General features: G+C 68.6%; 15 protein-coding genes. 3 read left to right on the forward strand and 12 right to left on the reverse strand.

Annotated features, from left to right (window positions below; genetic code table 11):
• Positions 1-318 precede the first annotated feature (318 nt).
• The 6 genes from ACZ54P_RS08590 to kdpF are packed head-to-tail and all read right to left on the reverse strand — an operon-like array spanning position 319 to position 8078.
• On the reverse strand, positions 319-1020 hold the full coding sequence (locus tag ACZ54P_RS08590) for a response regulator (protein WP_465460896.1): 702 nt from the start codon (positions 1018-1020) through the stop codon (positions 319-321).
• A complete protein-coding gene (locus tag ACZ54P_RS08595) occupies positions 1017-3602 on the reverse strand; it encodes a DUF4118 domain-containing protein (protein WP_465460897.1) in 2586 nt (861 codons plus the stop codon). Before ACZ54P_RS08595 ends, ACZ54P_RS08590 begins: the two co-directional genes overlap by 4 nt.
• Before the next feature lie 5 nt (positions 3603-3607).
• The gene (locus ACZ54P_RS08600) at positions 3608-4219 is read right to left on the reverse strand and encodes a potassium-transporting ATPase subunit C (RefSeq protein WP_465460898.1); all 612 of its coding nucleotides are present in this window, start codon (positions 4217-4219) and stop codon (positions 3608-3610) included.
• A 6-nt stretch (positions 4220-4225) separates the two neighbouring features.
• Positions 4226-6319, reverse strand: coding sequence for a potassium-transporting ATPase subunit KdpB (gene kdpB / locus ACZ54P_RS08605; RefSeq protein ID WP_465460899.1), 2094 nt, complete (start codon positions 6317-6319; stop codon positions 4226-4228).
• Positions 6316-7977, reverse strand: coding sequence for a potassium-transporting ATPase subunit KdpA (gene kdpA, locus ACZ54P_RS08610; RefSeq protein WP_465460900.1), 1662 nt, complete (start codon positions 7975-7977; stop codon positions 6316-6318). Before kdpA ends, kdpB begins: the two co-directional genes overlap by 4 nt.
• Complete coding sequence (gene kdpF / locus ACZ54P_RS08615; RefSeq protein ID WP_465460901.1) at positions 7977-8078, reverse strand: K(+)-transporting ATPase subunit F; 102 nt, start codon at positions 8076-8078, stop codon at positions 7977-7979. The genes kdpA and kdpF overlap by 1 nt, the downstream gene beginning before the upstream one ends.
• Positions 8079-8418: 340 nt before the next feature.
• Here kdpF and asnB point away from each other — a divergent pair, with 340 nt between their 5' ends.
• Positions 8419-10251: an asparagine synthase (glutamine-hydrolyzing) gene (gene asnB, locus ACZ54P_RS08620; protein WP_465460902.1), complete on the forward strand. Its 1833-nt coding sequence runs from the start codon at positions 8419-8421 to the stop codon at positions 10249-10251.
• A gap of 39 nt (positions 10252-10290) precedes the next feature.
• On the opposite strand, the gene ACZ54P_RS08625 is transcribed toward asnB, so the two are convergent.
• From ACZ54P_RS08625 to ACZ54P_RS08640, 4 genes are read right to left on the reverse strand one after another with little or no spacing between them, the layout of a single operon-like run.
• Positions 10291-11211 (reverse strand): ABC transporter permease, encoded by a 921-nt coding sequence (locus ACZ54P_RS08625; protein WP_465460903.1) that lies wholly within the window; start codon positions 11209-11211, stop codon positions 10291-10293.
• A 14-nt stretch (positions 11212-11225) separates the two neighbouring features.
• Positions 11226-12032 (reverse strand): ABC transporter permease, encoded by an 807-nt coding sequence (locus ACZ54P_RS08630; protein ID WP_465460904.1) that lies wholly within the window; start codon positions 12030-12032, stop codon positions 11226-11228.
• 9 nt (positions 12033-12041) lie between these two features.
• Positions 12042-12905 (reverse strand): ABC transporter ATP-binding protein, encoded by an 864-nt coding sequence (locus ACZ54P_RS08635; RefSeq protein ID WP_465460905.1) that lies wholly within the window; start codon positions 12903-12905, stop codon positions 12042-12044.
• Positions 12902-13297, reverse strand: a complete 396-nt coding sequence (locus ACZ54P_RS08640) for a GntR family transcriptional regulator (protein WP_061988989.1) — start codon at positions 13295-13297, stop codon at positions 12902-12904. Before ACZ54P_RS08640 ends, ACZ54P_RS08635 begins: the two co-directional genes overlap by 4 nt.
• Positions 13298-13764: 467 nt before the next feature.
• On the opposite strand from ACZ54P_RS08640, the gene ACZ54P_RS08645 reads away from it, so the two are divergent.
• Complete coding sequence (locus tag ACZ54P_RS08645; protein ID WP_465460906.1) at positions 13765-16752, forward strand: AfsR/SARP family transcriptional regulator; 2988 nt, start codon at positions 13765-13767, stop codon at positions 16750-16752.
• A gap of 420 nt (positions 16753-17172) precedes the next feature.
• Here the strand turns inward: ACZ54P_RS08645 and ACZ54P_RS08650 are convergent, their stop codons facing one another.
• Together ACZ54P_RS08650 and ACZ54P_RS08655 are read right to left on the reverse strand one after the other, a co-directional pair.
• Complete coding sequence (locus ACZ54P_RS08650) at positions 17173-18174, reverse strand: Gfo/Idh/MocA family protein (protein ID WP_465460907.1); 1002 nt, start codon at positions 18172-18174, stop codon at positions 17173-17175.
• A 13-nt stretch (positions 18175-18187) separates the two neighbouring features.
• Positions 18188-19186, reverse strand: a complete 999-nt coding sequence (locus ACZ54P_RS08655; RefSeq protein WP_465460908.1) for a LacI family DNA-binding transcriptional regulator — start codon at positions 19184-19186, stop codon at positions 18188-18190.
• A gap of 140 nt (positions 19187-19326) precedes the next feature.
• Here ACZ54P_RS08655 and ACZ54P_RS08660 point away from each other — a divergent pair, with 140 nt between their 5' ends.
• Positions 19327-20217, forward strand: a complete 891-nt coding sequence (locus tag ACZ54P_RS08660; protein WP_465460909.1) for a sugar phosphate isomerase/epimerase family protein — start codon at positions 19327-19329, stop codon at positions 20215-20217.
• Positions 20218-20239: the final 22 nt, after the last annotated feature.

The raw sequence follows: 20239 nt of genomic DNA on the forward strand, positions 1-20239 counted from the left end.
AGGGAGGTTTTTGGGGGAATGTGTGCCAGGTTTGGCGGTTGGGGGGGCTCAAGAGTGGGGTCGGGGTTGGAAGGGGGGGTTCTAACCCTCATTGACACTCACGACCCCCTCCGCAACCAGACATAGAGACATCAATCGGACACCAAGTCGACCGGCTTCGTCCTTTGTGGACCCTGAAGCCCGGCCGACATCCAGAACCAGGCCCGCCCTACCTCGACTTTGCCGGGACCCTACTCTCAAGGTAGGGAACGAGGCCTTCACTACTTCGCGGCGTGCGTGGGCGGCCACGAGCGGCCCGCTGTAAGCCTCCCCGAGCGCTCACATTTCGAAGCGGTACCCCATCCCCGGTTCCGTCAGCAGGTGCCGCGGCCGCGAGGGTTCCGGTTCCAGTTTCCGCCGCAGCTGCGCCAGGTACACCCGCAGGTAGTGCGACTCGGTCTCGTAGCTCGGCCCCCACACCTCGTGCAACAGTTGTTTCTGCGCCACGAGCCGTCCCCGGTTGCGCACCAGCAGTTCCAGGACACCCCATTCGGTCTTGGTGAGGTGCACTTCCTTGCCGTCCCGGAGCACCTTCTTCGCCGCCAGGTCGATGCGGAACGAGCCCGTGTCCACCACCGCGTCCGCACCGTCCACACTGGACGTCGCCGACCGGCGGACCGCCGCCCGCAACCGGGCCAGCAGTTCGTCCATGCCGAACGGTTTGGTGACGTAGTCGTCGGCGCCGGCGTCGAGTGCCTGCACCTTGTCGGCCGAGTCGCCGCGGGCGGACAGGACGATGATCGGCACCGTCGTCCAGCCGCGCAGCCCGGCGATCACCTCGGTGCCGTCGAGATCGGGCAGGCCGAGGTCGAGCACGACGACGTCGGGTTTGGTTTCGGCGACGGCCTTCAGCGCGGCCGTCCCGTCGTGGGCGGTGATCACCTTGTAGCCGCGGGCGGACAGGTTGATCCGCAGGGCTCGCACGATCTGCGGTTCGTCGTCGACGACCAGCACGGTCGCCGACACGGTTTCGGCACTCATCGCACTCGCTCCTCCTCTTCGTTTTCAAGGCCCTCGTCGTCGAAAGCGAGGAGGTTCTTTTCCGGGTCCTGACCGACATACGCGGGCAGTGAGATGACGACGGTGAGCCCGCCGCCCGGCGTGTCCTCCGCGCGGATCCGCCCGCCCATCGCCTCGGTGAATCCCTTGGCGACCGAAAGCCCCAGTCCGACCCCCGGCACGGTGTCCCGGTCGCCGCCGAGCCGCTGGAACGGCGCGAACGCCGAGTCCGCGGTGCCCTTCTTCAGCCCGCGCCCGTGGTCGACGATCCGCAGTTCGACGTGGTCGGAATGGGTGCTGGCGCGGGCCGAGACCGGCTCGCCGGACTTCCCGTGCCGCAGCGCGTTGTCGATCACGTTCGCCACGACCCGTTCCAGCAGCCCGGGGTCGGCGCACACCGACGGCAGCCGGGAGTCGATCGCGACCACGACCGAAGCCGAGTTGTCCACATTGGACAGGGCGTGCGAGACGACCTCGTCGTAGCCGACCGGACGCAGATGCGGGCGGACGGCGCCGGTCGCCAGCCGGGAGGAGTCGAGCAGGTTGTCGATCAACCCGGCGAGGCGGTCCGCCGATTCCTCGATCGCTTCGAGCAGTTCGTCGGTGTCGGATTCGGACAGTGAGATGTCGGTCGCGCGGAGGCTGCCGATGGCCGCCTTGATCGACGTCAGCGGGGTACGAAGGTCGTGCCCCACGGCCGAAAGCAACGCGGTGCGCAGCTCGGTCGCTTCGGCCTTGCGTTCGGCGCGAACAGCCGCCTTCGCCGTCCGCTGCTGCCGCAGGGAAAGCAGTGCCTGCCCCGCGACGGCTTCCAGTACCCCGCGGTCGGACGCGGGCAGGGTGCGACCGCGCAAGGTGAGGTGGACGTCGGCGGTCACCGCGATGTCGGCGTCGGCCTGATCCGGATCGGCGCACGGATCCGAGCCCGCGCTCGCCACCCGCTTCCACTTCCCGTCCCGCTTCTCCAGCAGGGTCACCGAGGTCATCCCGAAGTTCTCGCGGACCTTCTCCAGCAGCCGCTCGATCGGATTGGTGTGCGTGAGCACAGTCCGCGCGTAGGAGGCGAGCAATGCCGCCTCCGTCCGCGCCCGCGCGGCCTGGGTGGCGCGCCGCGCGGCGGTGTCGACGACCGCCGCGACGAGGACCGCCACCAGCACCATCGCGATCAGCGTGATCACGTTGCGCGGTTCGTGGACGGTCAGGTTGTACAGCGGCGGGGTGAAGAAGAAGTTCAGCAGCCCCGCCGAGAACACCGCCGCCACCAGTGCGGGCCCGAGGCCGCCCACGAGTGCGACCAGGACCGTCGCGAGGACGTAGTCGACCACGTCGGTGGAGAAGTCGAGCTGGTCCCGCAGCAGTACGCCGAGCAACGTCGCGAGCGCGGGCAGCACCAGCGAAAGCGCCCAGCCTGCCAGCCGTCGCGAGGGCGTCAGCGGGCTCCGGTTGAACCGGGCACGCAGCCGTCCACCCGCCTGGGCGTGCGTGACCATGTGGACGTCGATCGGACCGGACCGCTGGACCACGGCCGCGCCGATACCCTCGTCGAACAGCCGCGCGACCCGTGATCGCCGTGAGGTCCCGACCACCAGCTGGGTGGCGTTCACTCCCCGCGCGAAATCGAGCAGCGCCGTCGGGACGTCGTCGCCGACGACGGTGTGGAAGGTCGCGCCGACCTCTTCCGCCAGCTTCCGGTACTTGCCGACCGCCGTCGGCCCCATCGCGGCCAGCCCGTCGCCGCGCAGGATGTGCAGCACCTGCAGTTCGGCGCCCGCCCGGTTCGCGATGCGGCTCGCCCGGCGGATCAGCGTCTCGCTCTCCGGCCCGCCGGTGATGGACACGACCACCCGTTCGCGTGCTTCCCAGGTGTCGGTGATCTTCTGCTCGGCCCGGTACCGCTGCAGGGCGACGTCCACCTGGTCGGCGACCCACAGCAGCGCCAGTTCCCGCAGCGCGGTGAGGTTGCCGGGGCGGAAGTAATTGCCCAGCGCCGCGTCGATCCGTTCGGCCGGATAGACGTTGCCGTGCGCCAGCCGCCTGCGCAGCGCCTCCGGCGTGATGTCGACCAGCTCCAGCTGCTCGGCCCGCCGTACGACCTCGTCCGGCACCGTCTCCTGCTGGGTGACGCCGGTGATCCGCTCGACGACGTCGTTGAGGCTCTGCAGATGCTGCACGTTGACCGTGGAGAGGACGTCGATCCCGGCGTCCAGCAGCTCGTCGATGTCCTGCCAGCGCTTTTCGTTGCGCGAACCCGGCACGTTGGTGTGCGCGAGTTCGTCGACCACGGCGACCTCGGGCGCGCGGGCGAGCAGCGCGTCGAGGTCCATCTCCTCGAACTCACGGCCGCGGTGCTCGGTCCGGCGGCGCGGCACGCTCTCGAGTCCCTCGACGAGCTCCGCGGTCTTCCGGCGACCGTGCGTCTCGACCAGGCCGATGACCACGTCGGTGCCCCGGTCGAGGCGGCGGCGTGCCTCGCCCAGCATCGCGAAGGTCTTCCCGACGCCCGGGGCCGCGCCGAGGTAGATCCTCAGCTCGCCCCGGCGCGGCTTGGTCGTGTTCTCGTCCACGTCTGTCAGTGTGCTCCTCCGGCCGCGTCGCGCACGGCCAAGTTGACCTTCAGCACATTGACGCCCGGCACACCGATCCCGGCGCCGCCCGTGTTCTCCGCCACGAGCTGCCGGACCTTCTCCTCGGACAGGCCCGTGTTCCTGGCCACCCGCGGGACCTGGAGGTCGGCGTAGGCGACGCTGATCGCCGGATCCATCCCGGAAGCCGACGCCGTCACCGCGTCGGGTGGCACCTGCGACTCCTGGACACCCTCACGGGCGGCGATCAGCTTCTTGCGCTCGCCGATGGCGGCGACCAGGTCCTCGTTGTAAGTGCCCTTGTTCGACGCGCCGGACGACGACGGATCGCCGGGGCCGAGCACGTCCTTCGACCCCGCGGACGGGCGGTTGTGGAACCACGGGTCCGTGGCCGGGTCGGCCGCGACCGGGTCGATCCCGATCAGCGACGAGCCGACGGCCTGCCCGTTCCGGGTGACGGTCGAGCCCTCGGCGTTGCCTTCGAGGCCGGGGATCCGGGAGATCGCCCAGACGCCCAGCGGGTAGACGACGCCGAGGAGCACGGTCATCACCAGCAGGACCCGCAGCCCGGCGAGGGTTTGGTTGAACAACGGTTTCACTTCGAGTCACCCGATTCCAGGGATGAGACGGACCACGAGGTCGATCAGCCAGATCCCGAGGAACGGGCTGACGATGCCACCGAGGCCGTAGACCAGCAGGTTCCGGCGCAGCAGCGCCGAAGCCGAGGACGGCTTGTACCGGACGCCGCGCAGGGCGAGCGGGATGAGCCCGACGATGATCAGGGCGTTGAAGATGACCGCCGACAGGATCGCCGACTTCGGCGTCGCCAGCTGCATGATGTTGAGCGCGCCGAGCTGGGCGAAGATGCCGGTGAACATCGCGGGCAGGATGGCGAAGTACTTCGCGAGGTCGTTGGCGACGCTGAAAGTGGTCAGCGCGCCGCGGGTGATCAGCAGCTGCTTGCCGATCTCCACGATCTCGATCAGCTTCGTCGGGTCGGAGTCGAGGTCCACCATGTTCCCCGCCTCCTTGGCGGCGGAGGTCCCGGTGTTCATCGCGACGCCGACGTCGGACTGCGCCAGCGCGGGGGCGTCGTTGGTGCCGTCGCCGGTCATCGCGACCAGCCGTCCGCCCTCCTGTTCCTCGCGGATCAGCGCCATCTTGTCTTCGGGTTTGGCCTCGGCGAGGTAGTCGTCGACGCCCGCGTCCTCGGCGATGGCCTTGGCCGTCAGCGGGTTGTCCCCGGTGATCATGACGGTCTTGATGCCCATCGCGCGGAGCTGGACGAACCGCTCCCGCATCCCCGGTTTGACCACATCGGACAGCCGGATCACACCGCGTACGAAGGCTTTCCCGCCGTCGTACTCCGCGACCACCAGCGGGGTACCGCCCTGCTGGCTGATCTCGTCGACGACACGTTCGGTCTCGTCCGGCATGTCGCCACCGCGGTCGCGGACCCACTCGCGGACGGCGGCGGTGGCGCCCTTGCGGACCTGACGCTCGCCGATGTCGATGCCGCTCATCCGCGTCTGCGCGGTGAACTCGACGAAGTCCGCGTGCTTCTCGTCGTCGGACGCCGTCGCCGCGAGACCGTGCTCCCGCGCGGCGAGTTCGACGATGCTGCGGCCTTCCGGTGTGCCGTCGGCGAGACTGGACAGCCGCGCGGCCTTGGCGATGTCGTCCACAGTGGACGGCCCGACCGGGATCAACTCGGTGGCCTTGCGGTTGCCGAAGGTGATCGTGCCGGTCTTGTCCAGCAGCAGGGTCGAGACGTCACCGGCGGCCTCCACCGCGCGGCCGCTCGTCGCGAGCACGTTGCGCTGCACCAGCCGGTCCATCCCGGCGATGCCGATCGCCGACAGCAGCGCGCCGATCGTCGTCGGGATCAGGCAGACCAGCAACGCGGTCAGCACGATCACGGACTGCTGACTGCCGGAGTACCCGGCCATCGGCTGCAGTGCCACGACGGCGAGCAGGAAGATGATCGTGAGCGTCGACAGCAGGATGGTCAGCGCGATCTCATTCGGCGTCTTCTGCCGGGAAGCACCTTCCACCAAGGCGATCATGCGGTCCACAAAGGACTCGCCGGGTTTGGTGGTGATCTTCACGACGACGCGGTCCGAGAGCACCGTGGTGCCGCCGGTGACCGCGCACCGGTCGCCGCCCGACTCGCGGATGACCGGAGCCGATTCGCCGGTGATGGCCGATTCGTCGACGGTCGCGATGCCTTCGACGACGTCACCGTCTCCGGGGATGACCTGGCCCGCTTCGACGACCACGAGATCACCGACCCGCAGGTCCGCGCCCGGCACCTGCTCCTCGTCGCCGTCCTCGGTGAGACGGCGGGCGATGGTCTCCTTCTTGCTGCGCCGCAGGGTTTCCGCCTGCGCCTTGCCGCGGCCTTCCGCGACCGCCTCGGCCAGATTCGCGAACAGGACGGTGAACCACAGCCAGATCGCGATCAGGATGGTGAACACGCTCGGGTCGGTGATCGCGAAGACCGTGGTCAGCGCCGAGCCGATCCACACCACGAACATGACCGGGTTGGCCAGCTGGTGCTTGGGGTTCAGCTTGCGCAGCGCCTCGGGAAGGGAGGTCAGGAGCTGTCGTGGGCTGAAGATGCCCGCACCGACGCGGCCGGTGTTCTCCCCGTGGTGCCGCGTTGTCTCCTCGGGAGTGCGTTCCTGAATCAAGGTCATGCCAGTGCCTCTGCGATGGGCCCGAGCGCGAGCGCCGGGATGAAAGTGAGGGCCGCGACGAGCACGATCGTGCCCGCGAGCATCGTGGCGAAGAGCGGTCCGGTGGTGGGCAGCGTGCCGGCGGTCTCCGGAACCTTCCGTTGCGAGGCGAGGGATCCGGCCAGGCACAGCACGGCAAGGATCGGGACGAACCTGCCGAGCAGCATGGCGACGCCGAGCGAGGACTGGAACCAGTCGTTGGTGACGGTGATCCCGCCGAACGCGCTGCCGTTGTTGTTGCCCGCCGACGCGTAGGCGTAAAGCACCTCCGAGAGCCCGTGGGCGCCCGGGTTGTTCAGCGCGGCCAGGTTGCCGGGATTCAGCAGCGCGATCCCGGCGCCGAGCAGCACCACGGTCGGCATGGCCAGCATCGAGACCGCCGCGCAGGTGACCTCGCGTTTGCCGAGCTTCTTCCCCAGGTACTCCGGTGTCCGGCCGACCATCAGCCCGGCGAGGAACATCGCGATCACGGCCATCACCAGGATGCCGTAGAGACCGGTGCCCACCCCGCCCGGCGAGATCTCGCCCAGAAGCATGTTGAGCAGCGCCCCACCGCCGCCGAGTCCGCTGTAGCTGTCGTGCATGCTGTTGACCGCGCCGGTGGACGTACCCGTGGTGGCGTTGGCGAACAGCGAACTCAGGCCGATGCCGAACCGCTGTTCCTTGCCCTCCAGGTTCGCCCCGGCGGCCAGCGGCGCCGGTCCGCTCGCGTGGGCTTCGGCGAGCCAGGTCACCGCGAGCATCGCGGTGAACAGCCCGGCCATCACCGACAGCAGAACGTAGCCCTGTTTGGTGTTGCCGACGAGCTTGCCGAACGTGCGGGTGAGCGAGACGGGGATGACCAGGATCAGGAAGATCTCGATCAGGTTGGTCCAGGCGTTCGGGTTCTCGAACGGGTGCGAGGAGTTGGCGTTGAAGATGCCGCCGCCGTTGGTGCCGAGTTCCTTGATCGCCTCCTGGCTCGCGGCCGGGGCGAGCGCGATCTTGCTCGTGCCGCCATCCGGGTTGAGGACGTCGACGCCGCTCTTGAGGCTCTGCACGACGCCGAGCGCGATCAGCAGGATCGCCGCCACGAACGCCATCGGCAGCAGGATCCGGATCGTGCCGCGGGTCAGGTCCACCCAGAAGTTGCCGAGGCGGTCGGTCTTCGAGCGGACGAATCCGCGCACCACCGCGACGGCGACCGCGAGCCCGACGGCGGCGGACAGGAAGTTCTGCACGGTCAGCCCGGCCATCTGCACGAAGTGACCCATGGTCGCTTCGGGACTGTAGGACTGCCAGTTCGTGTTGGTCACGAAGCTGACGGCGGTGTTGAAGGCGACCGCCGGCGAGACCGGTTCCTTGCCGAGACTCCACGGCAGGATCGACTGGAGCCGCTGAAGCAGGTACAGGAAGACGACGGAGACGAACGAGAAGCCGATCACGGCGGACGCGTAGGTCTTCCAGTGCTGTTCCGATCCGGGGTTCACCCGGAACAGGCGGTACAGGCCACGTTCGGCCTTGGTGTGCGTCTCGGTCAAGAAGACCCGCGCCATGTAGTCGCCCAGTGGCCGGTAGACCACGGCGAGGGCGACGAGTAAGAGGCCGGCCTGCAGGAGGCCGGCCATGGTGTCTGACATCAGAATTTCTCCGGCCTGACCAGTGCGATGAACAAATAGACGATCAGCCCCAGCGCCAGCAGTCCGCCGACGACGTTGGCAGGCGCTCCCGTGCCGGTCACAGCTTCTCCAGACCACGCAGGGTCAGGGCGAGAACCACGAATACGCCGATCAGGAGCACGGCGTAGAGCAAGTCGGCCACTAGGCACCTCTCAGGACAGGTCACCCCATCGGTGACCAGGACCCCGCAACAGTGCGCCTGGTACAGACCATCGAGACCGGGGACTGATGGCGTCTTGATGCCCCGATCGGGTGCCTTTACGACTTCTTGATGCCCGGTGATGTGCCCCACAGCCCGTGACGTACTGCGGACGGAGCGTGCAATTCGGGCAGACAACGGCGCCGAAGCGTGTTACACCAGTGTTACAGATAGTTGTATGTGCTAAGCAATAGGAGGTAGCGATGTGCGGAATCGCCGGGTGGGTCTCCTTCGGCACGGACCTGACGCAGCGCCGGGAGGTCGTCGACGCGATGACCGCCACCATGGCCTGCCGCGGTCCTGACGACTCGGGTACCTGGGTCCGGCCGAACGTGGCGCTGGGCCACCGGCGGCTGGCGATCATCGACCTGCCGGGCGGCAGGCAGCCGATGGCCGAAGCCGGGCTGGCTGCCATGGTCTACAGCGGTGAGGCGTACAACTTCACCGAGCTGCGCGAGGAACTTTCCAAGCGGGGCCACAAATTCGAGACCGACAGCGACACCGAGGTGGTGCTGCACGGCTACCTGGAGTGGGGCGACGCCGTCGTCGATCACCTCAACGGGATGTACGCCTTCGCCATCTGGGACGAACGCGACGAGAAGCTCGTGATGATCCGTGACCGCATGGGCATCAAGCCGTTCTACTACTACCCGACCCCGGACGGCGTTCTGTTCGGCTCCGAGCCGAAGGCGATCCTCGCCAACCCCTTGGCGCGCAAGGTGGTCGACACCGACGGCCTGCGCGAGCTGATGGCGATGACCAAGACCCCGGGCTGGTCGCTGTGGAAGGGCATGCACGAGGTCGGCCCCGGCACCATCGTCACCGTCGACCGCTCCGGGATCCGCACGCGGACGTACTGGAAGCTCGACGCCCAGCAGCACACCGACGACCAGGAGACCACGGTCGAGCGGGTCCGGGAGCTGATGACCGACATCGTGCACCGCCAGCTGATCGCCGACGTCCCCCGCTGCGTCCTGCTGTCCGGCGGGCTCGACTCCAGCGCCGTAACCGGCCTCGCCGCGGCGCGGCTGGCCGAAGAGGGCGAACGGCTGCGCACGTTCTCGGTCGATTTCCTCGGCCAGGAAGAGAACTTCAAACCGGACGAGGTGCGCGACACCCCGGACTCGCCCTACATCCGCGACGTCGCGGACCTGGTCGGTTCCGACCACAAGGACGTCATGCTCAACCCGGCGGACCTCAGTGACCCGGAGGTGCGCCGCAAGGTGCTGACCGCGCGCGACATCCCGGCCGGGCTCGGGGACATGGACACCTCGCTCTACCTGCTGTTCAAGGCGATCCGCGCGGAATCCACGGTGGCGCTGTCCGGCGAGTCGGCCGACGAGGTGTTCGGCGGATACCGCTGGTTCCACGACGAGGCTTCGGTGAACTCGGGGACCTTCCCCTGGCTCGCGTTCCGCATGGGCCTCACCAGCGAGCGGGAAACCCTGCTGCGCGAGGACGTCCGGAGCAAGCTGGACCTGCCCGGCTACATCGCCGACCAGTACCGCACCGCGGTCGCGCAGGTCGAGTATCTCGACGGAGAAAGCGAGCAGGACCGGAAGATGCGGACGGTCTGCAACCTCCACCTCACCCGGTTCGTGCGGATGCTGCTGGACCGCAAGGACCGGGCGTCGATGGCCGTGGGGCTCGAGGTGCGGGTGCCGTTCTGCGACCACCGACTCGTCGAGTACGTCTACAACACGCCGTGGTCGCTGAAGACGTTCGATGGTAGGGAGAAGAGCCTGCTGCGGCACGCCACGAAGCACGTCCTGCCCGCGTCGGTCCGCGACCGGGTCAAGAGCCCGTATCCGTCCACTCAGGACCCCGGCTACGCGGCGGCGCTGCAGCAGCAGGCCAAGGAGGCGCTGACCGAACGGGACAACCCGGTGTTCTCACTGGTGGACCGCGACTGGCTGCACCGGGCGTCCGAAGTGGACCCGGCGACGATGTCCTCGGCCCAGCGCACCGGGATCGACCGGGCGCTGGACCTCTACCACTGGTTCGACCTGTACTCCCCCGAACTGCAGCTCGACTGAGTTCTTCCAGCGTCGGCCGGACGGTCCGCCGCCGCCGCCTCAGCGACGGCGGCGGACCGTTCCCCCTACCGCGACACCCCCGAGTACCGCGGTCGCGGCGAGCAGGATGCCCGCCTCGGTCCATTGGAATCGCCAGAACCGGCTGGAAGGCTGGTACACGGTGAAGTCGCGGTAGCCCGCGGCGTCGACACAGGCGTTCATTTCCCTGCCGCGAGGACATTCGGGTACGTCGTCCATCAAGCGCAGCTCACGCCCGTCCGGCGCGACCCTGCCCGCTTGGACGATCAAGGCGTCCTTGGCGGAGGGATCCGCGCCGATCGTGCGCACCGGTTCGGCGTAGTGCGGCCGCAGGAGCAGCAAGGCGATCGAAGCCGCGACGAACACCGCGACCGTGATCGCGATGGCGGGCAAGGTCTTGCGCACCAGCACCCCGGCCGCGGTACCGAGGGCGAAGGCGAACAACCACCATGCCGCGGGCGCGATCCCGACGGCGCCGAAGTACGCGGTCTCGGCGAGCGTTTCGGCCTTGCCGGGGAAGATCTCCAGCCATCTGCCGAACATCTGCCCCGAGGCCAGCCCGGCGAGGGTCGCGCACAGAGCGAGGACGCCGAACTTGACACCCAGCCAGCGTCCCCGGCTCACCGATTGCGTCCAGGCGAGCTGATGGGTGTTGCGTTCGTACTCTCTGGCGAGCAGCGGCGCGCCCCAGAAGACGCCCGCCAGCAAGGGAACGAACGGCAGCATCACGACCAGCGGGTAGATCTTCTGGTAGAGGTCTTCCAGTCCCGCGTCGCGCTCGCGGCACGGCACGCCGCCTCCGTAGCAGTAGGAGGAGATCTCGCCGTTCGCCGCGTCGAGGGCGAGCCGGCCGGACAGGAGCAGGACTCCGCCGACCACAGCCAGGAACCCCAGGGTGACGAGCAGCTGAGCGCGATGCTGCCGCCAGGTGAGCCAGAGCAAGAACGTGTCCCTTTCTAGGAGCGTCGCCGGATGGCGAAGGTCGCGGTGGCGGCGAGGAGGAGCGTGACGACGATCAGGATCGCGGCTTCGGTCCATTGGAAGCGCCAGTAGAAGTCCTGCGGCAAGATCTTGAGCGCGGTGACCTGCCCGCTCGCGTCCGTGATCATGTCGACGACCCGGCCGCCGGGATCATGCCCGGTCGGGCCCGCCTCGCCCAGGGCGACGAGCCTTGGTTCAGCGTAGAAGTCGCGCACGTTGGACACGCCGATCATCAATCCCACGGTCACCGCGATGGTGACGGCGATGGCCGGGAGCGTTTTGCGGATGACCGCGCCCGCCGCCGTGCCCATGACGAAGCCGAAGAGCCACCAAGCGCCGGGCGCCACGCCGGTCATCGCGAACAGGACCGGATTGTCGAAGTGATTGGTGAAGTTCGTGTCCCCGCGATCGGTCGGGAAGACCTCCAGCCAGCGCTGCATCATCAAGCCGAACGCGAGACCGCCCAGCGTGACCAGTACGGCGAGGAACCCCAGTTTCACGCCGAGCCACCGGAACCGTGAGATCGACTGTGTCCAGGCGAGTTTCGTCGTGCCGCGCTCGTATTCGGCGGCGAGCAGCGGCGCTCCCCAGAAGACGCCGATCGCCACCGGAGCCACCTGCAACCAGGAGAGATAAGTGTAGAGACTCCCGAAGTGGTCCGCCGGATTCACACTGTCCGCCGCGGCGTTTCCGTTGATCAGCAACAGGATCCCGACCACGACGAGGGCACCCGCGGTGATCAGCAACTGCGACCGGTGTTGACGGTAGGTGAGCCAGAACATCGTTTCCCCTTACGCCGAGGCCAGTGTGGGCCGCGGCAGACTCGCGGAGTCGGGACGCCTGAGGTAGGCGAGCACCAGCTCCTCCAGGTTCGCCGGCCGTTCGGTCCACTGTGGACCCAAAGGGACCTGCTCGGTACGGGCGAAGACGGTCGCCTGCCTGCCCGCCCTGGCCTCGTCCACGACCGCGACGCGGTTGGCCAGCGCGTCGGCCTCCTCCGCCGGTCCGGACAGGATCCGGTGTCCGGCGACGAGCTCGTCGATGTCGCCGCTGACCTGTACGCGGCCGCCGTTGAGGACGATCAGCCAGTCGCAGGTGTTCTCCAGGTCGGAAACGACGTGGGAGGAGAGCAGCACGGTCATCCCGGTTTCTGCGACCGCCTCCATCAGCCCGCGCATGACCTCGTGCCGGGCCAGCGGGTCGAGGTTCGCGAGCGGCTCGTCGAGCACCAGCAGGTCCGGGCGTTTCGCGAGCGCGAGGGTGAGCGCGACCTGCGCGCGCTGACCGCCGGAAAGCTTGCCCACCTTGTGTTTCAAGGGAAGGCTCAGCGAATCGATGCGTTCGCGCGCGAACTCGTCGTCCCAGCCGGGGTTCAGCCGTCTGCCGAATTTGAGCATCTCGGCGATGCTGAAGCCGGGGTACAACGGTTTGTCCTGCGCCAGGAACGCGGCTGTTCCTTGGATCGAGACCGAGCCGAGGGTCGCGTCGAGCAGTCCGACGGCCAGGTGCAGGAAGGTCGTCTTGCCGGCGCCGTTGGGCCCGACCAGCGCCACGACTCGTCCTTTCGGGACGGACAGGGAACAGTCGCGCAGCGCCCACTTGCGGTGGTAACGCTTTCCGAGGCCGGTGGCTTCGATGACGGGTTTCTCAGTCACGCGGTTCGCTCCCCTCGAAAGCCGTCGACCACCACAGAGGTGAACAACGCCTCGACGTCTTCCTGATCCAGTCCCGATTCCCGGGCGTCGCGGACCCAGACCCCCAGGCTTTTCCGCAAGCGCGCGTGCTCGGTGAACGAAGCACCCCCGAGCGTCTTCTGCACGAAGGTGCCGAGGCCCGGCTTTCCCTCTACGAGCCCTTCGCGTTCCAGTTCGCGGTAGGCCTTGAGGACGGTGTTGGGGTTGATCGCCAGCTCGGCGACCACTTCCTTCGCCGTCGGCAGCCGGTCGCCCGGCTCCAGCAACCCCAGCCGAATGGCGTGTTTGACCTGCTGGACGAGTTGGACGTAGGTGGCGACGCCCGAACCCTTGTCCAGGTGGAAGGTGACCACTGGCAACACCCTTTCACTAATTAAGTAGTGAAAGGGTGTAGGTAGGCGGGCGTGCTTGTCAAGACGATGAACGCAATTAGTCCTCTAAAAGCGGTCCTTGACCGCAGAGAGTCCTGGAGTGGGCGAGCCGCACCCGGCCCGCCCAACCCTCCCCAGGACGTCGCCGAGAGACGGCGACGAGAAAGCCCCAGCCCCAGTCACGAAGAGCGCCAGTCCGACGACACGGGGGAAGACGTCGAGCTGGCACTACCCCCAACCCCCACCGCCGTCAGATGGCGGTGCCTGTGCAAGTCGAAGGTGTCCACCGTCGTACCGGAACCGAATGGGGGGTCCTGCCCGTCTTGTTGGTTGGGCACGGTTCCGGCGACGGGTCCTCGGTGGACACCGCCCAAGGATCATCGGAACCGGATGCAGGGCGCTTGCACTACGCTTGCAGGCTCTGACGAGGTTGGGGCGGAGGTGGCCGGGTGGAGTTCCGCGTCCTCGGCGCCGTCGAGGCGTGGGCCGACGGCGGCCCGGTCGATCTCGGCTCGCCCAAACAACGGCTCGTGCTGGCGGTTCTGCTGCTGGAGGCGGGCAAACCGGTCCCGCGAGACCGGATCATCGACCTGCTCTGGCCCGAAGAGCCGCCGGTGAGCGCCCGGAACACCGTTCAAGCGCTGGTGTCCCGGCTGCGGGCGGTGTTCCGCGGCGCGGGCGGACCGGAGATCGTTTCGGAGGGGACCCGTTACCTGCTGAAGGTCGATCCGCACCGGGTCGACCTGCACCGGTTCACCGACTTGACGGCACGAGCCCGCAAGGCCGACGACGAGACCGCCGTGGAACTCCTGGACGAGGCGCTCGGGTTGTGGCGTGGCGAGGCGTTGTCCGACGTCGTCAGCGGTGAAGTCGCCCAGCGGTTGCGGGGCGGCATGAACGAGGCGCGCTGGACGGCGCTGGAGGATCGCGCGGAGGCGCAGTTGCGGCTCGGCCGCGGCCGGGAAGTGCTCGCGGACCTGACCGAACTGGTCGCCGCGCATCCCCTGCGCCAACGGTTCGTCGGGCAGCTCATGCTCGCCCTGCACCGCGAAGGCCGCACCGACGACGCGCTCGAAGCCTTCCGTGCGCTGCGGGACAGGCTCAGTGGCGAACTGGGCCTCGACCCATCCCCGGAGCTGCGCAAACTCGAAGCCGCCATCCTGGCGGCGGATCCCGCTCTCGAGCCGGTGACCAGCACGGTCAAACCCGAGCCGGTGCGCCCGGCGCAGCTGCCCCACGACGTCCGGGGGTTCGCCGGCCGGGCGGCCGAGTTGGAGCGGCTCGACGAAGCGACCCGTCCGGACGGCGAGGGCACCGACATCTGGGTGATCAGCGGGACCGCCGGCGTCGGCAAGACCGCGCTCGCGGTCCGCTGGGCCCACCGCGTCCGCGACGCTTTCCCCGACGGCCAGCTCTACCTGGACCTGCGAGGATTCGACCCCGACCACGAACCGCTCACCCCGGCGGTCGCGCTCACGCAGCTCCTTCAAGCGCTCGGCACCGCGCCGAAGGCCATCCCGCCGGACACCGACGCACGGGCCGCGCTCCTTCGTTCCCTCCTCGCCGACAAGCGAGTCCTCCTGGTCCTCGACAACGTGCGCGACACCGGTCAGGTGATGCCGCTGCTGCCGCCGTCGGGCACCGTCCTGGTCACCAGCCGCCAGCGGCTCGGCGACCTCATCGCCCGCACGGGCGCCCGCGCGCTCCCGCTGTCCGTGCTGCCCGCCGAGGACGCGCGGCATCTGCTGGAGGCCGTTCTCGGCAGCGAACTCGTCGCGGCCGAGGCGGGCGCGGCGGCGGAGCTGGCCCGGCTGTGCGGGCATCTCCCGCTGGCCCTCCGGATCGCGGCGGCCAACCTCGGCGCGAGCGGCGAACCCGAGATCGCCGAACTCGCCCGCGAGCTGGCCGGTGGCGACCCACTGGCGGAACTGACCGTCGACGGCGCCGAGGAAAGCGCCGTGACCACCGCGTTCGGCGTCTCCTACCGGGCGCTGCCCGAGGAACACCGCCTGCTGTTCCGCAGGCTCGCGCTCGTCCCCGGCCAGACGTTCACCGCTCCCGCCGCGCAGGCGCTGACCGGTGCCCCGCTTTCCCGGGCGAACCAACAGCTCAAGGCGCTCGCGGCGGCACATCTGGTGGAGCGCTACACCCCGGACCGGTACCGGTTCCACGACCTTCTCCGCAGTTTCGCGGCGGGTCGCACGCTTTCCGAGGACGCGAAGCCTGAACGCGACACGGCGGAGAGGCGGCTCTTCGAGAGCTACCTGACCACCGCCGACGCCGCGGGCCGCGTACTCATCCCCCATTTCTTACGGCTGCCGCGTGAAGAGCCGGAGGACACCCCCTTCGCCGACACCGACGAGGCACTGGCCTGGCTGGACGCCGAGTGGCCGAACCTCGCCGCCGCCGTCGAGCACAGCGCCGAACACGGCCCGCCCGAGTTCTCCTGGCACCTGGCCGACGCGCTGCGCGCCTTCTTCCACCAGCGCGGCCATCACGCGGAATGGATCGACACCGCGTCGACCGCCCTCAAGGCCGCCCGCCGCAGCGGTGCCGGACAGGCTCAGGCGGCCATGCACCTGAGCATCGCGCTCGCCTGCGTCAACAGCGGCCGCTACGACGAGGCACGCGAACACCTCACCAGCGCCCTGCGCGGAGATCTCCTCGCAGACTGGGCCGCCGGCCGCGCGGCCGTACTCAACAACCTGAGCGCCGTGCACCAGCGCCTCGGCGACCCGCAGGAGGCGATCCGCTGCGGACTGGAATCCCTGCGGCTGTGCGAAGAACTGAACATGCCCGGCATCTCGATGGCGCTCGCGAACCTCGGTTTCCCGTACTGGCAGACCGGCCAGCTCGACGACGCGCTCGCCAACTTCACCCGCGCGCTCGCGGTCTCCGAACGGGACGGCGCCCGGTTCAGCGTCGCGGTACTGCTGGTCGACCTCGGCAATGTGCATCGTGACCTGGGCCTGACCGACGAGGCCTACGACTTCTACACCCGAGCGCTCGCGGCCAACCGCGAACTCGGTTACACCTACGGCGAAGCCACCGCCCTTTCCGGCAGAGCCGTCCTCGAAAGCAGGCTCGACCCGAGCGAGCAGAACCGCCAAGACGCCCTCGAGGCCGTCGAACTCACCCGCAAGATCGGCGATCGGGGCACCGAAGCCTGGACCCTCGCCGGGCTCGGCGAGGTCTGCCTGCGCCTCGGCCTGCCCGAGGAGGCCGCCGAACATCAGCGGCTCGCGTTGTCGATCGCGCGCACGACGAGCTTCTTCTGGTGCGAGGCCGCCGCGCGGACCGGGCTCGCGGAAGCGCTGCTGGAACTCGGAAAGCTCGACGAGGCCCGGACACACGCCGAGCTGGCACTCGAACTCGCCGCACGCTCCGGATACCGGCTCGCCGAAGAACGGGCGAAGCTGATCCTCGACAAGCTGTAGCGGTTCTGCCCGATTCGGTTTGGTACGTGAATTGTTTCTGGTGGCGCTCGTGAGTGGTGAACTACATGATGGCCCCCTTCATGTACCTAGTGTCCCGCGCCGGAGGTTCGTGCGTCCAGCGGGAACCTGGATCAAACCCCGCACTCACGTGCTCTGAGCCGTATCCCACGTGCTCAAAGGCGGATCTCGCGTGCGTGGAGACCGCACACGCGAAATCCGCCTCCAAGCACGCGAGTCACGTCTCTGAGCACGCGAGTTCGGAGAACAGGGTCACCGCGCTTGCGCACGTACTTACGACACGAACTTCAGACGCACGACACTAGGCACAAGGAAGGGGGCCATCATGTAGTGGGGAAGGGGCCTTCACGAACCAGCCACTGATCCGAATCGCCACTCAGGACCACATCCGCGCCTCCGACGCTATACGCGTACTTCGTCCACGCGGACCGGTCGGCGTTCGCGACGGGAGACCTCGCAGGCTTCGGCGATGTAAAAGGCCTCCAGTGCGTCAGCGGCACCACACGGACTCGGCGCACGACCGGCCGCGACCTCCAGGAACGCCTTCAGCTCGCTGACGTACGCCGGGCGGAACCGCTCCATGAAGCCGGGATAGGCCGGACCGGGCAGGGGCTGGACACCAGGCTCCACCGAGGTCAGCGGCGTGCGTTCGTCCAGGCCCACCACCGCGTTCCCGGCCGAGCCGAGCACCTCCAGCCGGACGTCGTATCCCGCGCCGTTGTAGCGGGTCAGCGAGACCACGGCCAGCGTGCCGTCGTCCAGCGTCAGGGTCGCGGCCGCGGTGTCGACGTCACCGGCGTCGACGAAGAACCGCTCGCCCTTGTTCGCCCCGACGGCGTAGACCTCGACGACCTCACGACCGCTGACGAACCGGACGACGTCGAAGTCGTGCACCCCGCAGTCACGGAACAGGCCACCGGAATGCGCGACGTACTCCGCGGGAGGCGGCGCCGGATCCAGGGTCGTGGCGCGCAGGGTGTGCAGCCAGCCCAGCTCACCCGACGCCACCGCGGCGCGGGCGGCCGCGTAGCCCTCGTCGAACCGGCGCTGGAAACCGATCTGCACCGGGACGGTCGAACCGGAGATCTTGTCGATCACCGCGAGCGTGCCGGGAATGTCGGCGGCGACGGGCTTCTCGCAGAAAACCGGGATGCCCGCGTCGACGGCCCGGAGGATCAGTTCCGGATGCGCGTCCGTCGCGGCCGCGATCACCAGGCCATCCAAAGAGGACGCGAAGAGTGCGGAGAGGTCCGCCGCCGCTTCGACGCCGAGTTTGGCCGCGGCCGCCTGGGCCCGCGCGGTGTCGACGTCGGCGACGACCACGGACGAAACCTCGTCGAAGCCCTTCAAGGTTTCGGCGTGCGAAGTCCCGATCCGGCCGGTGCCGGCAAGTCCCAACCTCATTCTCTTGCCCTTTCTAGAGCGCGGCGGTGGTCGAGCGGACCACCAGCGACGGATGCAGCAGATGCCGGACCGGTTCGGCGCGTTCGCCCCGGATCCGTTCGAGCAGGGCCTCGACGGCCAGTCGTCCCATTTCGGTGCGCGGCTGGTCCACTGTGGTCAGTGAGAGATGGCGCAACGCGGCGAGCGAGGTGTTGTCGTAGCCGACCACGGAAACGTCTTCCGGCACCCGCAGGCCCGCCTCCTCCAGCGCGGAGATCGCGCCGACGGCGTTGAAGTCGTTGCCCGCCACCAAAGCCGTCGGCAACTCAGCCCGCGCGTAGTCGCCGAGCAGTTCGTGTACGGCCTTTTCACCGGCGGTGTCGGTGTGTTCACTGCGCACGATGATCGGGTGCAGGCGGTGCCGCCGCATCGCCTGCTGATATCCCCGGCGCCGGGCGGCCGCGCCGGCCGCGACGCCGCCGTCCAGATGGGCGATCCGCCGGTGCCCCAAGGAAACGAGATGCTCGACGGCCAGCGCGGAACCCGCCTCACCGTCGTCGTTCACCGTATCCACGTCCCGGACACGCGAGGTGCGCGAGACGAGGACGACCGGGCATTGCGCGGCCGCTTCCTCGATCGCCATCGCGGGCAGCACCGGCGACAGCAGGATCACCCCCGCCGGCCGGAAGGAGAGCAGGTTCCGCAGCGCGGCGCGCTCGCGCGCGGGACTACGGCCACCGGTGTTGAGGATCAGGTTGAAGCCGGCGGCCTCGGCCGCCGCGTCGAGTCCTTCGACGACGTCGGCGAAGAAGGCGTTGCGCAGATCGGAGACCATCACGCCGAGCACGGTGGAGGTCCGGCTGGCCAGCGACCTGGCCATGGCGTGCGGTTCATAGCCGAGTTCGTGCGCCGCGCACAGCACCCGTGTCCGCCGTTCGTCGGAGACGTTCGGCGCGTTGCGCATCACCAGGGACACGAGCGCCCGGGAAACCCCCGCTTTCGCGGCGACGTCCTCCATCGTCGGTCGTGCCATGTCCCGCTCTCCCCCTGCCTGCCGAAATCAGCCGAAACCCAGCCGAACCCCGCCCTTGACTTTGCTGTGACGGACGCTACATGATTAGAGCGCTCTAATCAATAGAGCGCTCTAATCCACTCCTCTACCGGAGGTCGCCGATGACATCCCGGATCCGAATCGCCGCCGCCCCGATCTCCTGGGGTGTGTGCGAAGTCCCCGGCTGGGGCCGTGTGCTCGACACGGGGACCGTACTGGGCGAAATGGCGGAGCTGGGCGTCCGCGCCACCGAACTCGGGCCTCCGGGGTATCTCCCGCGTGACCCGGCCGCGCTGCGTGAGCTGCTCGGGGGATACCGGCTCGACCTGGTCGGCGGTTTCCTCGCCGTCGTGCTGCACAAGGACCCCGAAGCCGCCCTGGCCGAGGCGGAAGAGTCGGCGGCGCTGTTCGCCGCCTGCGGTGGTGACATGCTCGTACTCGCCGCCGCGACGGGGCTCGACGGGTACGACGACAAGCCGAAGCTGACCGAGGCCGACTGGGCGACGTTGCTCGAAACCTCGGACGAGATCGCGAAAATCGCCGCGCGACACGGCCTTCGCACCGTACTGCATCCGCACGCCGGGACGCAGGTGGAGACCGGGGAGGAGGTCGAGCGTTTCCTCGCCGATTCCGCCCTCCCGCTGTGCCTGGACACCGGACATCTGCTGATCGGCGGCACCGATCCGGTCGCCCTCGCCGAACGCCACCCGGATCGGATCGGTCACCTGCACCTCAAGGACGTACGCGGCGAACTCGCCGAAAACGTCCGCGCCGGCAGGCTTCCCTACGCCGAAGCGGTGGGCCAAGGTTTGTACGTCCCGCTCGGTGACGGGGACGTCGACATCGAAGCGATGGTCAGGTCCGTCCACGGGGCGGGCTATGCCGGGTGGTACGTGCTCGAACAGGACACCGCGCTGAACGAGCGAAGCCCGGAAGATCTGCCGAAGCGGGATGTGGCCAGGAGCCTGGCGCATCTCGAGGAAATCGTCAGCCGGCTCCCGGCTGCCCGGTAAGGAAGAAGCGAGGAGAGACGAC

The organism is Amycolatopsis sp. NPDC034160 (genome assembly GCF_055575355.1).

Coding starts and splice junctions, on each gene's coding strand:
- ACZ54P_RS08590 (WP_465460896.1), bottom strand. CDS start 1,020: ATGAGTGCCGAAACCGTGTCGGCGACCGTGCTGGTCGTCGACGACGAA.
- kdpB (WP_465460899.1), bottom strand. CDS start 6,319: ATGACCTTGATTCAGGAACGCACTCCCGAGGAGACAACGCGGCACCAC.
- kdpA (WP_465460900.1), bottom strand. CDS start 7,977: ATGTCAGACACCATGGCCGGCCTCCTGCAGGCCGGCCTCTTACTCGTC.
- asnB (WP_465460902.1), top strand. CDS start 8,419: ATGTGCGGAATCGCCGGGTGGGTCTCCTTCGGCACGGACCTGACGCAG.
- ACZ54P_RS08630 (WP_465460904.1), bottom strand. CDS start 12,032: ATGTTCTGGCTCACCTACCGTCAACACCGGTCGCAGTTGCTGATCACC.
- ACZ54P_RS08650 (WP_465460907.1), bottom strand. CDS start 18,174: ATGAGGTTGGGACTTGCCGGCACCGGCCGGATCGGGACTTCGCACGCC.
- ACZ54P_RS08655 (WP_465460908.1), bottom strand. CDS start 19,186: ATGGCACGACCGACGATGGAGGACGTCGCCGCGAAAGCGGGGGTTTCC.
- ACZ54P_RS08660 (WP_465460909.1), top strand. CDS start 19,327: ATGACATCCCGGATCCGAATCGCCGCCGCCCCGATCTCCTGGGGTGTG.